Consider the following 13,127-nt stretch of genomic DNA (forward strand, 5'->3'; position numbering starts at 1 on the left):
TCGTATCATCGAGAGAACTAGTTCATGGGTTGTCCTGTTTCACCTGTTGACCGGTAGAGCTTTCAGATGGTTGTATGCACCTCTCAATACAAATGGTTTGGGTAGAGGCGAGAGACTATAAACTAGAGTGCGATACAAAATGTGTAGGGCTAGACCATGTGATGTGGCAACCTGCTAGATGAAAAGAAAAGGGGTTCCTATGGGCGGCTGGGAAAACGTTACTACCCCCTTCGTGGTGTGTATTTTTATGGTTCTAGCACCAGGTCTTATGGTGGCGGTAGGTGCTCGTCAAAGAGGTATTCATGCGATAGGGCTTGCAGCGCCCCTGTCTATAGGTATTCTTGCCATAGCATCGATTGTTGCCCCCCTGATGGGTCTTTCATGGTCTTATGGGGTGGTTTTTGGCTTTGCTTTATTTTTTGCCCTTCTTTTTTGGGTGTTGACTGCATGTTTGTATAGAACAGAAGCATGGTTCAACGCTAGGTTTGCCCGGCAAGCTGGGAGTGCCGTAGAAGGTACCCGCCAACGATGGTGGTCACCTGGCGACCATTGGTGGTACATCTCAGTTGGTCTTGGCGTGTGGCTCATTATGGCAACCATGACCAGGGCTATTCGCACTCCTGAGTCGATTGGTCAGTCTTATGATGAAATTTTCCACCTGAATCTCGTTCGTTACTTTGTAGATACAGGCAACGCTTCATCGCTGGGGGCAACGGGGGTTACATCTGGTGATGAACCCGGGTCATTTTATCCCGCTGTATGGCATGCGCTCGTGGCTTTAGTCTTCCAGGCAACAGACGGGACCACCATCCCTATGGCGGTCAACGTTACCGCAGTTATAGTGGGAGCAGTCGTGTGGCCACTGTCTATGATGTACCTTGTCTACACCACTGTTTCGCTGAACCGAATGGCTGTTTTGACTGTCGGAATTTTTTCAGCCTCGCTACCAGCTTTCCCCCTGCTTCTCGTGCATTGGGGAATTCTGTACCCGAATAGCCTGGGAATCGCTTTGATTCCAGTCGGGATTGCCCTAACCGCTCAAGTTTTCCGGGTTTCACATAAGTTTTATGTGGGTGTTCCTCAAGGGCTTGCCCTGGGCCTTATGGTGGTCTTGGGGATAGCGGTAGCTCATCCCAGTGCCATGATGTCGATGTTAGCTATGATCACACCCATTGTTGTAGTTCGTATAGCCCTGCAAGTAAGAAATATTATCGATAGCGTAACCTCTCCATGGGTAGGAGGACTTCAAGTAGCTGGTCTTACTGGTTTGCTTATTGTTATCTGGATTTTGTGGGGAATTATCAGGCCCGCTCCTTACCTTAGCTGGGAGCCGCAGGCCAGTAGCGCACAGGCAGTCGGTGAATTTTTAACGAACGGCGTAATGGGTATGAATGCCTACTGGGTAACCAGTATCTTCATGCTTCTCGGTGTTTTCTTTGTGGTAAGAAACCGTGACCGCTCCCTATGGCTTGTTGGAGCATGGGCTGTAGTTGCCTATTTCTACGTTGTGGGACGGTACCTGCCTTACGATGAAGGTAGGAACGATATCACTGGTGTTTGGTATAACGATGTTTATCGAATCGCTGCACTTACACCTATTATGGCAGTGCTACTTGCAGCTCTCGGTGTTTCCCAAGTTTCTGATTTCCTAGTGCAGAAGATTAAAAAAATTGATTCTATTCTGCCTAAACTTCAACCAGTCCTTCAAAACCTTATTGCTCTGGCTCTTACCGGATTCCTTATTTTCCAGCTAGGTTCTAGTACACAGAACGCAAAGCCGTACCTCGACTATGTTGAGAAAGTGTCTAAATACTATGACCCTGAACTTAACAGCTGGCGGATTAGTTTAGATGAGCTTCAGGTGCTGGACTATGTAAAAGAAAATGTTCCCCAAGACAGTACTATTGTGGTTGATCCTGGTACAGGTGGTGCTTACGCCTATGCTCTTGCAGACCGAAAAGTAACAGCTGCCCATATGTTCCGGAATGAAAGCGACAATCAACATCTGCTGAACCTTTATTTTGATGACGTAGCAAACCACCCTGAGGTATGTGAGGCTGTGCGTGAAGAGAACGCCTACTACGCTCTTGACTTCGGTGAGGTTGGGCGCGAAGGTGAAAGTAATGGTATTGATCATTTGGCAAATCAGCCTGGGTATTCCGAGGTTTATCGGGTAGGGGATGCAGCCTTGTACCGGATTGATGTATGCGACTAGGAATTTATATTGCTACGGAGCGGGCTTTTTATAGCACTGGCACTGGCCTGTTAGACTGGGTAGGCATATAGCCTTGGGGTTTACCCGTGGGGCACTGTTTGACGAGGAGACAATCACTTTATGCCTCAGACACCGGCACCTGACGCAGAACTACGCACACTCATCATCATGCCAGCGTGGAATGAAGAAGAGGTTATTGGAGGCACTATTACGGAGCTCTACCGTATGATGCCTGAGGTTGATTTGTTGGTCGTCAACGATGGGTCGACGGACCGCACTTCAGAGATCGCCCGTCAAGCTGGTGCTTTTGTCATCGACCTTCCGTACAATATGGGGATTGGTGGTGCCCTTCGCACAGGCTATAAGTATGCCCGTCGCATGAATTATGACCGGGCGATTCAGGTAGACGCTGATGGGCAGCATGACCCGAAGGGCATTCGGACTGTTTTAGCTGGCCTGGACGACGGAACAGATATTTCCATCGGGTCCCGGTTCGCTGAGGCAACTAACTACAAGGTCAGCGGCCCCCGAAAATGGGCTATGGTCGTCCTTGCCTTCCTCTTCACCAAAATCTCTGGTGAGAAATTCACCGACGCAACCAGTGGTTTTCGTGCTGCTAACCGTAGGGCTATTGAGCAGTACTGTGAACATCTACCTGCAGAGTATCTAGGAGACTGCATTGATGCTTGCGTTATGGCAATTCGTGCAGGTTTGAGCGTCAAACAAGTTCCTGTGGAGATGCGTGAGCGCCAGGCGGGCACTCCTTCATCAAACCCGTGGAAATCGGCTATTTATCTCGTCCGTTCGTTCTTTTCCTTTGCAATGTCGATGACCCGCACGAAGACCATGGTGGGAGGCAAATAAAAATGTCAGCTAATTCATACATATTTTTTCTGGTTTTTGCTGCTGTTATTGTCTTGCTTGTTCTTGCCCAGGTGCGAAGCCAAAACATGAAGGAAAAGTATGCAGTGCTCTGGCTTATTGTCTCTGCAATTATTATTATTCTGGTAATTTTTCCGCGCCTGCTCCTCTTCTTTGCAGATCTTATCGGTATTGAATCTCCAGTAAACCTGCTGTTCTTGCTGTCGATTATCATGCTCATAGGGGTCAGTCTGCACCTGACAGCTGCCCTATCCAAGATGGGCGAAGATATTCGTATCCTTGCTGAAGAGGTAGCGATTTTGCGAGCCCAATTTGATGAGCAGCATGCAGATTCTGTAACTAAGCAATCTGTTCGCTCCCGCGACACTGACTCTCTTGAGGGGTAGCTGAGTGAACATCGCCTTTGTGGTCAATAACTACCCCCCTAAACGAGGTGGGGTGGAACAGCACGTCCATGCGCTAGGCACCCACTTGGTGCGACAGGGGCACCGCGTCACAGTAATTACTCTTGACGATACCCCCGGTAGGTCTGTTGAAGACGGTATTACCGTGTACAGGCTTAAAGAATATTTACGCGTTGAAGGTATTGTGGGATTTGCTTCCCCTGTCGGCCTATATAAGGCACTCCGGGTTCTCAAGAAAGAAAAAATTGACGTTATTTCTGTTCATACGCGTTTTTTCAGTATGAGCTGGTGGGGCGTCGTCTTGGGACGCCTCTTGAATATCCCGGTGGTGCATACAGAACACGGTTCGGGCTTTGTTGTCTCGGAGAAGGCTGTTATTCGCCTAGCAAGTCAGCTGGTAGACCGTACATTAGGTGTGCTGACACTCCGTGCAGCTTCTAAGGTGTTGGGTGTTTCTCAGCCCTCCTGCGATTTTGTTAAAAAGCTTTCAGGTGTAGACGCTGAGGTTTTTTATAACGTTTCTCCCCTGCCTATGGCTGCCCCTGAAGATGTTGTCTTCCAGCGGAAAAAGCTTGTCTTTTTAGCCCGTGTAGTTGAGGTGAAGGGCTGGCGGGCCTTTCTCGAAACTGTCCAGCAACTCCATGCAGAAGATGCTGAGATTACCGGTGTAGTGCTGGGTGCTGGGGTTGATTTAGAGAAGGCTAAAGCGTATGCCGCTGAGCTGGGTATTTCTGACGCAGTAGATTTCAAGGGCTTCGTCGATCACGCAACTGTAGCTCGCGAGCTTCGCGGCGCTACCCTGGTCAACCCCACTGTGGCGGCCGAGGGCTTCCAAACCACCATTATCGACGCCTACGTTTCGCAGGCGGCCATCGTTACCTACGATGTATCGAGCGCGAGGGTACTTAAGGACGCAGGTGCGCGGGTTCATATTGTTGAGCAGCAGGGTGTGCCCCAGCTGGCAGCAGCCGTACGTGCTGAGCTCGCCCAGGGTCCGCAGGCACACCCCGTAGAACACCTCCAGCAGTGGGGATGGGCTAGCCAGGGTAAGACCTATGAGCGAATCATTCAGACTTTTAGGCATAAGATTCACGAGGAGTTGTAGTGGAGAAGATAGAGGGAACCCTTGCCGTTATTGTTCGTAGCGGGGAACTTAATCGGTGGGTAGATGAAGCTATGAAGTCTGCCCTCCAGAGTGACGGTATTGATTTAAAGGTTGTTCTAGTTCTGAACGGACCTAACATCAGCCTTGATGCTACTCAAATACAGTCTGAGGAAGAACAGTACCCGTGGCTTACTGATAGCAGAGTTTTGGTGTTGCGCTTTAATCATTATCTGGGGATGAGCGGTTCAATCATTGAAGGTATTAAATATGTCAATACTGAATACATCGCTAATCTCGATGGTGATGATATTGCTCTGCCCCATCGTTTTGCAGAACAGCTAGAGTACCTCCAGTCTCATCCAGATTGTGTTCTAGTGGGAGCGCGTGCTCATATGATTGACGAGAACGATCAGCAAATCGGTGATTTGAAGTCTGTGGTATCGGATGACGTGCGTAAGAGCCTCTTCTTGTTTAACCCAATCCCTCATTCATCCGTCATGTTCCGTAAGTCCGCATATGACAAGATTGGGGGGCATACTCCCGGGCTAGACCAGTGTGAAGACTATGATTTAACCCTAAGAATCGGTACCTTGGGAAAAGTTGCTGTGTTGCCTGAATTCTTGGTGTTGTACAGAGTCCATACCTCCAATTTAAGCAAGGGTGCTTCACCTCGAGGGCCTCATGTGGATTGTGTAACTCGTGGCCGCCGCCAGCTCGCGAAGACTCTTGGCGTTCCCGCCGTCCTGGCATTACCCCCGCACTTGCTGTGGCGCAGTGTCCAGTTTGTGCGGGCGTCCGGGCTTATCCGCCCCCTGCACGAGTACTTCACCTACTTCAAACGTTCTTAAAACATCGAGGGGCAGCTCAGCTGCCCCTCACGTTGTATGCACTGTTAGATGACTGGTGCGGACGTCTGTGTTCGGCTCAGTACCTCCATGCCGGCAAGGTGCGCTGCCGCACCGATGACCGGGCTAGCCATCAAGGCCACAATGGTTTTAGTTTCAAGATCTAACGGTAGCAGCAGACAGCCAAAAGCAACCACAACGGTAACTACCCAGCCTGCAAGGTAGATGCGGTGGGCGCCCATCGCCAGGGCCGCCGTGCCTGACAGTGTTGTCACCGCTAGAAGGGCCGCGGCAAAAGTGAGAGCCGCGAGGAAAGCCCCGTCGAGCTGCCCGGCATACTTCTCGTAGATTTCATCGAAAAGCCAGGGACCCAGCAGATAAGCTGCTCCGGCTCCTACTGCCCCCAGAGCTAGCAAAGCCCCTACAGGTTTAAGCAGGGCAGCGGTAGGGCGCTGGGCATGGGCCAGGAAATAAGACACCGCGACACCCTGAAAAGCTTGCAGGGGCATCATGATGGGTGCGCGAGTGATGGAGATACCCAAAATAATCGCGGCCAGAAGTGCATCGGACTCTGTTTCGGCCTTCGAACTTGTTGCTTCCAAGAAGATAGGAAAGCCTGTAGACATAGCAGCCATAGCTACCGCGGTCCCCACAGCTAAAAGCATGCTCCGGTACGCCGCGCCTGGGCGTCCTACCAGACGCAAACGAGTCGCTGAGCGTACCCGGGGTGAGAAAGCCACAAAAATGAGCCAGAGGAAGGCCGTTGCCAAGAAAGAGAGCTGAAAGGCAAGCAGGCTGCCCCCAACCACAGATACAAGCAGGGTACACAGGAAACAGAAAATACCGCCGGTTGAAATCAACAGGGCATATTCTGTCCAGGAACGGGTGCCGGCCATCGCCCCAATGCAGTAGACGTGGCAGGCATATACAGCCGTCACCAGGGTAATCAGAAGTACTGTTCTCCAGTCCCCTGCTGGTAGAACGGTGCCGAGCCACACCGGTGTAAGAGCTGCAAAAATGAGAGCACAGGTGAGACCCACCCAGGTCGCTACCACGAGCGGGTTGTAGGTTCTCTGACTGGGGACAGAAGCAGAATTACCCTTGCTCAAATGATGGGAGCCGATGAGGCGCGCTGACTCTTGTTGAACCCCCAGCAAAGTCGCGAACACCAAAGAAGTAAGAGACCAAAAAACCAAAAAATCTTTGTTGTCTTCGACCGTTAAAGATCGGGCAGCTAGCCAGGTCACCAAGAAAGTAGTACCCGCGCTAATAATGGATGAAGCCGTAATAAAAAGCGACTGGCCGCGACTAATCACAGCTTCGGTATGTTCTTCGCTCACGGAATCTCTTCTTCTATGACGATAAGGAAAGTATCTCTAGCTTATCGGTCTTGCCACTCCGGAGGGCATTCTAGGGCATGCCGTATGATGGTTTTGTGCCACACGCTTTGCACCGTTACCCCTGTACTCTCAATCGCTGCAATTGCGTCTAAAGAGAAGGCATAGCTTGGAAGAGGAGGTTGCTACCTTACCGGTTAGCGTTTCGGAGACCTAACCGGTGCCTGTGGTAGACTGCCCAAGTTGCCCAGCCACCGGGTAACCACCACACCACAGAAAAGCAACATAGATGAATCGAACCAGCCACAGACATAAGCCCTTGGGTAGCTTCATTGAACAACCCAAATTCAGACCAGAAGTGCAGGGGCTCCGGTCCCTGGCAGTCCTTCTCGTGGTTATGTACCACGTCTGGTTCGGTAAAGTGTCTGGCGGTGTCGATGTCTTCCTCTTCATCTCAGCCTTCCTGCTCTCGCTGTCGTCCTTACGTAAGATTCAGGATGGCAAGCCCCTCAAGGTCGTCAGCTACTGGCTCCACGTCTTCCAGCGCCTACTGCCAGCGGCTGCAACTGTCATTCTGGCTACCCTGGTCGCCGCCTATTTCGTCATTGCTCCCTCACGCTGGGCATCCCTTTTAGCTGACGCCAAAGCAGCGCTCTTCTACTTCCTCAACTGGCGCCTGGCTTTCAACTCGGTGGACTACTACGCCCAAGACGCCACCCTCAAAACCCCCTTCCAGCATTTCTGGTCCCTCTCCATGCAGGGCCAAATCTTTATTCTCTGGCCCCTGCTGTTTGCTTTCGTAGCCTTCCTGGTGGGTTATCTGCGTCTGAAGGTTCTCCCCACCGCCCTATTTGTTTTTGGTACGGTCTTCGTTACCTCTCTTACCTTCTCCATTATCGAGACCTCTACCAACCAGTCCTTTGCCTACTTCGACACCCGCACCCGCCTCTGGGAGTTCGCAGCCGGCACCCTGCTCGCCATGCTCGTACTAGTCTGGCGAGTGCCGTCCTGGTTGAAGGTACCCATGGGTTGGGTGGGCGTTATCGGCCTTGTCACCTGCGGTTGGCTCCTGCCTGTTGAGCGTGCCTTCCCCGGTTACCTGGCCCTCTGGCCCCTGCTATCGGGTGCTTTCGTCATCGCAGCGGGTCAAACTGGCTCCCGCCTGGGCGTAGACCGCCTTCTCTCAGCTAAACCTCTACAGAAGATGGGGGCAATCTCCTACTGCCTCTACCTGGTGCACTGGCCCATTCTCATCCTGTACACCACCGCTATTGGGGAGCCTAAAGCTGGCTGGCTTGACGGAACCCTGGTTATTCTCTCCTCTATCGCGGTAGCGTGGCTCCTGCACAACCTTGTTGAAAAGCCTCTACGAGCCTGGGAAAAGAAACCCAGCCGCCACGCCCTGCGCCACGCAATGCTCAGCGGTACCCCGTGGAGTCGAAAAAAACAGAATGTCCGGGGCAACTGGAAGCGCCCGGTGGCTGTCATCGCAGTATGTTTTACTCTGGTCGGTGGCTTGGCTGTAGGAGCTACACGATGGTTGGATGCACAAATCAACGTGTGGGCGCATAACGCTTCTCTTGCAGGGACTTCCCAATTTCCTGGTGCACTGGCTATAGGTGAGACTAAAAGATACCAGAACCCTCCAATCCCTGTTATCCGTAATCAAGGGTGGGTCGATACCTCTATCGGTGAACAGTGCAACTCCTACCCCGGTATGGAAAACTCAAGCCTCAACAACCCAGAGGCTGAGGAGTACTGCTATGTGATGCAAGCAAAGAGAAGCCCTGATGCACCTACTTTTGTATTTGCAGGTGATTCGCATAGCCAGCAGTCACTGCCCTTATTTGAAGAAGTAATCCCTGACGATGCCACGGTGATTCTAATGATTAAACCTTGGTGCCGTTTGACTGTCCCAGAAGAAAGCTACTCAACTGCGGGACCTGCAGCTGATGCTGCCTGCCAAAACTACAATGCCCGAGCTCTTGAAGAAATTCAACAGTTGAAGCCCACCTATCTTGCAGTAATCTCTACTCGACCTCAAGATGGTATCCCTGATGAGCAGCCAGTCAAAGGAATTGATGGTGTAGCAAGTCTTGTAGAATCCTACGGAGGAAAAATCATATCTGTTCGTGATAACCCTCGTTTTGTTCAGAATATGTTTGAATGCTCTCAGCGTGAAAATACCTCGAGTTGCAGTGTTCCACGGTCACAGGTATTAGCATCTACGGATCCTGCCCAGCCCATTTTTGATCGTTTCTCTAACGTCTACGAAGTGGATTTATCAAATTATTTTTGCCCTGAGGGATACTGCGTTCCTGTAATAGGAAATGTGGCACTATACATGGATAATAACCACCTCACAGCGCAGTATGGTAAGACCCTTTCGAGCGCAGTGGTACAACAACTTGAAGTCCAGGGCTGGGACCCCTCAGCCGTCAACCCCACAGGCTAGCAACCACCATACGGAATACGGGTGCCCCGGCTTTGACCAGCCGGGGCGCCCGCGCATACGCTCAGGATACTACCGTACGCACACACGCCGGGCAGGTGTAGCCGAGCCGGGCGTCCGCACCCCGCAGGAAAACTATGACCGCACCCGCCACCCCGCACAAACGCCCGCGCAAGGCCGCCCTGGCCTCCTGGATCGGTTCAGCGCTGGAATACTACGACTTCGCGGTCTTCGGTACAGCCGCGGCCCTGGTGCTCAACCGCATCTTCTTCCCCGAAGACTCGGATGCCGCTGGAATCCTCAAATCCATGATGGTGCTGGGCGTCGCCTATGTAGTTCGCCCCTTTGGCGCCATGCTGATGGGCCCGCTGGGCGATAGGTTCGGACGCCGTTTTGTGCTCATGCTGACCCTCTTCATGATGGGCGGGGCCACCTTCGCCATTGGCTGCCTGCCCACCTACGACCAGGTGGGGCTGCTTGCCCCCGCCCTGCTGGTGCTGTGCCGGGTCTTCCAGGGGTTATCGGCGTCGGGTGAGCAGGCGTCCGCTATCTCAATGTCGCTGGAACACGCCCACGACCACCAGCGGGCCTTCACCACCTCCTGGACCCTGCACGGCACCCAGTTCGGTTCCCTGCTAGCAACGGCAGTCTTCCTGCCCTTTGCGGCCCTGCCCGAAGAAGACCTGCTCAGCTGGGGTTGGCGCGTACCCTTCTGGCTTTCGGCTTTCGTGCTGGTAGCTGCCTGGCTGATTCGCCGCCGTCTCGAAGAGGCCCCCTCCTTCGTTGAAACCCAGGCCCAGCAGGTGATTGACCCGGCCCGCCGTAAGGCGCCGCTGGCTCTTGTTTTCACCCGCCACAAGCGGGCGGTTGCGGTGGTGGCCCTGTGCGCCATGGTCAATACCGTGAACATGGTCTTCACAACTTTCTCAATCTCTTTTGCCACCAAGGGGCATGGAATTGATTCGGGCATTATGCTCTGGGTTCCTATTGCCTCTAACGGCCTGAGCCTGCTCGCTATCCCGCTCTGGGCTATGGTCGCTGACCGAATCGGCCGCAAACCTATCTTTGCTACCGGTGCCCTGGTCGCTGGTGGGCTCATGTTCCCCTACCTGCACGCCATCACAAGCGGCAACATTGTTCTCGTGTTCGTGTTTGGTGTGCTCATGCACGGGGCCTTCTACTCCATGGCCAACGGCATCTGGCCGTCCTTCTACGCTGAAATGTTCCCCACTCGGGTGCGGGTGACCGGCCTGGCTCTGGGCACCCAGATTGGTTTTGCCCTGTCGGGTGGTATTGCCCCTGCAGCAGCTACCGCGCTTGCCGGGGATGACTTTGCCAACTGGGTGGGCCCTGCCGCTTTCACCCTGGGTATGGCGGCTCTGGCCTGCCTGTGTGCGCTGACCGCTCGCGAGACCGGAAAGCTGACCCTGGCTGAGGTTGACCGGATGCAGGACCACTAGATTTTCTCGCAAGAGATAAGGAGGCCCGCCCCACCGTTCGTAGGTGGGGCGGGCGCCCTGGTTTTAGGTGCTAGTCGGTAGAAGAGCCAGCGTTTGCTGGGTGCTGCCGATACCTGCCGCGGGTCTAGCGGGCGAGCTTGGCCTCGATGGCCTTGCGGAGGGCCTGTGCTCCTTCGACCCAGGCGTCGAAGTCGCCGTTACCCTCAATGTCGGGCAGGGCGCCAGCTTCGAGACGGGCTGCGCGGAAGGCGCGGGCGATATCGTTGACCGAAGCCCCGTGCTTCTTCTTCATTTCGTACACGAAGGTGATACCTGCGTGGTTGATCATACGGTTGGCTGCGCGGGTTGCGATGATTTCGCTGCGCAGGGGGTGCTCGTCGAAATATGAGCCAAACTTCTCGGTAGCGGGAGCCGGGAAGTAGTCAGCCAGGACGTCGCTGAGGTCGAGATCGGGCTCATCGGCGTAGCCGCTGTTAACAAGGGCAGCGGTGAGGTCGATCTTTGCGTAGGCGGTGAGTACCGAGAGTTCGGGGCTGGTGAGGGGGACGTGGGCTTCGGCCCGGTCTGCTAGTTCGGCATCTGAGGGGAGTAGCTCAACCTCGCGGTCCAGGTGTACGGTCTCGGTCAGGTAGTCCATGAACTCGCCCGCAATGTCGTTGGTGTTGAAAGCTTCGGTGCGCTCTGCCTGCAGGAGTACGTTCTGCTCCAGGTTGGAGCGCAGCACGCGGCGGCCTACTTCTTCGACCTGCTCAGCGATGAAGTTGGCGCGGTCGCCCTCCTTGAACTGGCCCGCTTCGATAGCGCGGCCCATGAGGATCTTGAGGTTGACTTCGCGGTCTGAGGTTTCAACGCCGGCAGAGTTGTCGATGGCGTCGGTGTTGACGAGGACGCCACCCGCTGCTGCCTCGATGCGGGCTCGCTGGGTGAGACCCAGGTTGCCACCTTCGGAGATGACGCGTGCCCGTAGCTCGGGTGCGGTGATACGGAGCTTGTCGTTGGTGGAGTCACCCACCTGGCTGTTGCTTTCTTCGGTGGAGCGCACGTAGGTGCCGGTTCCGCCGGTGTAGAGCAGGTCTACGGGGGCCTTGAGCAGGGCGGTAATGAGCTGGTCGCCGCTCACGGTTTCAACGGCGCTATCAAGGCCCAGGGCCTCCCGCATCTGAGGGGTGACCTCGATGGCCTTGTCTTTACGGGAGTAAACGCCGCCGCCCTCTGAAATTAGTTCGGGCTTGTAGTCGGTCCAGTAGGCACGGGGCAGGTTGAAGAGGCGCTGACGCTCAGTAAACGATACGGCAGCGTCGGGGTTGGGGTCGATGAAGATATGGCGGGAGTCGAAGGCGCCAATCAGGCGGATGTGCTCTGAGAGCAGGGCGCCATTGCCGAACACATCGCCGGCCATGCCGCCGATACCCACCATAGTGAAGTCTTCAGCCTGAGAATCGTGCCCCAGGGCAGCGAAGTGGCGCTTGACCGACTCCCAGGCGCCGCGGGCGGTAATACCCATTTCCTTGTGGTCGAAGCCGACGGAGCCGCCGGAGGCGAAGGCGTCGCCCAGCCAGAAGCCGTTAGCGATAGAGATAGCGTTAGCGGTGTCAGAGAAGGTTGCGGTACCCTTATCGGCTGCAACGACTAGGTAGTGGTCGTTCTCGTCGAGGGCTACGACCTTTTCGGGGCGGACAATCTGCTGTTCACCCTGCTTGTCGGTGACGAGGTTGTCGGTGATGTCCAGCAGGGACTGGATGAAGAGCTTGTAGGCAGCTACACCCATCTCGTTGTACTTGTCCTGCTCGGAGTCGCGGTCGGGCAGGTTCTTGGGCACAAAACCGCCCTTGGAACCGGTGGGGATAATGACGGCGTTCTTGGTCACCTGAGCCTTCACCAGGCCGAGCACCTCGGTGCGGAAGTCTTCGGGGCGGTCGGACCAGCGCAGGCCGCCGCGGGCAACCTTGCCAAAGCGCAGGTGTACGCCTTCGAGGGCCTCACCCTCGACAAAGATTTCAAAGAGGGGCTTGGGCAGGGGAGCGAAAGAGATATCGCGGGTGGAGATTTTCAGGGCGATAGTTTCTTTGCCCTGATAAGCATTGGTGCGCACGGTGGCCAGGACGACTTCAAGCAGCTGTGCAAAGAAATCTTGGGTTTCGCCGTCCAGCTTTTCGATATCGGCGCGGACGCCGTCAGCCGCTGCGCGCTGGGAGGTGCGGCGGGCGTCCGCATCCTTGTCGAGGGCGGGGTCGAAGCCGGTGCTGAAGATGTCGGCAATACCTGCGGCGACGCCGGGGTTGCTGGCAAGGGCCTGGGCCATAAAGTCTGCGCTGAAGCTGACTCCGAGCTGCAGGAGGTAGCGGGAGTAGGCGTGTAGAACTTTGGCTGAGAGAGCTGAAGTAGGAGTAGCTGACATCATCTGCCCTTCTGATTGGGGGAGGGGCG

At 54.6% G+C, this 13,127-nt stretch carries 9 protein-coding genes; 7 read left to right on the forward strand and 2 right to left on the reverse strand.

Annotation, left to right across the window (positions count from 1 at the left end):
• Positions 1-199 precede the first annotated feature (199 nt).
• The 5 genes from ACRCJM_RS06080 (at position 200) to ACRCJM_RS06100 (ending at position 5,454) form a co-directional block, all read left to right on the forward strand.
• The gene (locus tag ACRCJM_RS06080; protein ID WP_431464200.1) at positions 200-2,215 is read left to right on the forward strand and encodes a DUF6541 family protein; all 2,016 of its coding nucleotides are present in this window, start codon (positions 200-202) and stop codon (positions 2,213-2,215) included.
• A gap of 120 nt (positions 2,216-2,335) precedes the next feature.
• On the forward strand, positions 2,336-3,079 hold the full coding sequence (locus ACRCJM_RS06085) for a glycosyltransferase family 2 protein (RefSeq protein WP_237237552.1): 744 nt from the start codon (positions 2,336-2,338) through the stop codon (positions 3,077-3,079).
• Between the two features lie 2 nt (positions 3,080-3,081).
• Positions 3,082-3,483 (forward strand): DUF2304 domain-containing protein, encoded by a 402-nt coding sequence (locus ACRCJM_RS06090; protein ID WP_237237553.1) that lies wholly within the window; start codon positions 3,082-3,084, stop codon positions 3,481-3,483.
• 52 nt (positions 3,484-3,535) lie between these two features.
• On the forward strand, positions 3,536-4,606 hold the full coding sequence (locus ACRCJM_RS06095; RefSeq protein ID WP_431464201.1) for a glycosyltransferase family 4 protein: 1,071 nt from the start codon (positions 3,536-3,538) through the stop codon (positions 4,604-4,606).
• Positions 4,606-5,454, forward strand: a complete 849-nt coding sequence (locus tag ACRCJM_RS06100) for a glycosyltransferase (protein ID WP_237222014.1) — start codon at positions 4,606-4,608, stop codon at positions 5,452-5,454. The genes ACRCJM_RS06095 and ACRCJM_RS06100 overlap by 1 nt, the downstream gene beginning before the upstream one ends.
• A 44-nt stretch (positions 5,455-5,498) precedes the next feature.
• Here ACRCJM_RS06100 and ACRCJM_RS06105 read toward each other — a convergent pair whose 3' ends face one another.
• Positions 5,499-6,791, reverse strand: a complete 1,293-nt coding sequence (locus ACRCJM_RS06105; RefSeq protein WP_431464202.1) for a hypothetical protein — start codon at positions 6,789-6,791, stop codon at positions 5,499-5,501.
• Positions 6,792-7,077: 286 nt separating this feature from the next.
• Here ACRCJM_RS06105 and ACRCJM_RS06110 point away from each other — a divergent pair, with 286 nt between their 5' ends.
• Both ACRCJM_RS06110 and ACRCJM_RS06115 read left to right on the forward strand, forming a co-directional pair.
• Entirely contained in the window at positions 7,078-9,243 is a 2,166-nt protein-coding gene (locus ACRCJM_RS06110; RefSeq protein ID WP_431464203.1) for an acyltransferase family protein, read from the forward strand.
• 134 nt (positions 9,244-9,377) lie between these two features.
• Positions 9,378-10,700 carry an MFS transporter gene (locus ACRCJM_RS06115; RefSeq protein ID WP_431464204.1) on the forward strand — a complete coding sequence of 441 codons (1,323 nt, stop codon included), beginning with the start codon at positions 9,378-9,380 and terminating at the stop codon, positions 10,698-10,700.
• A 124-nt stretch (positions 10,701-10,824) separates the two neighbouring features.
• Here the strand turns inward: ACRCJM_RS06115 and ACRCJM_RS06120 are convergent, their stop codons facing one another.
• Positions 10,825-13,101, reverse strand: coding sequence for an NAD-glutamate dehydrogenase domain-containing protein (locus ACRCJM_RS06120; protein WP_431464205.1), 2,277 nt, complete (start codon positions 13,099-13,101; stop codon positions 10,825-10,827).
• Positions 13,102-13,127: the final 26 nt, after the last annotated feature.

The organism is Rothia sp. L_38 (genome assembly GCF_050689125.1).
In the GTDB taxonomy this organism is placed as follows: domain Bacteria; phylum Actinomycetota; class Actinomycetes; order Actinomycetales; family Micrococcaceae; genus Rothia.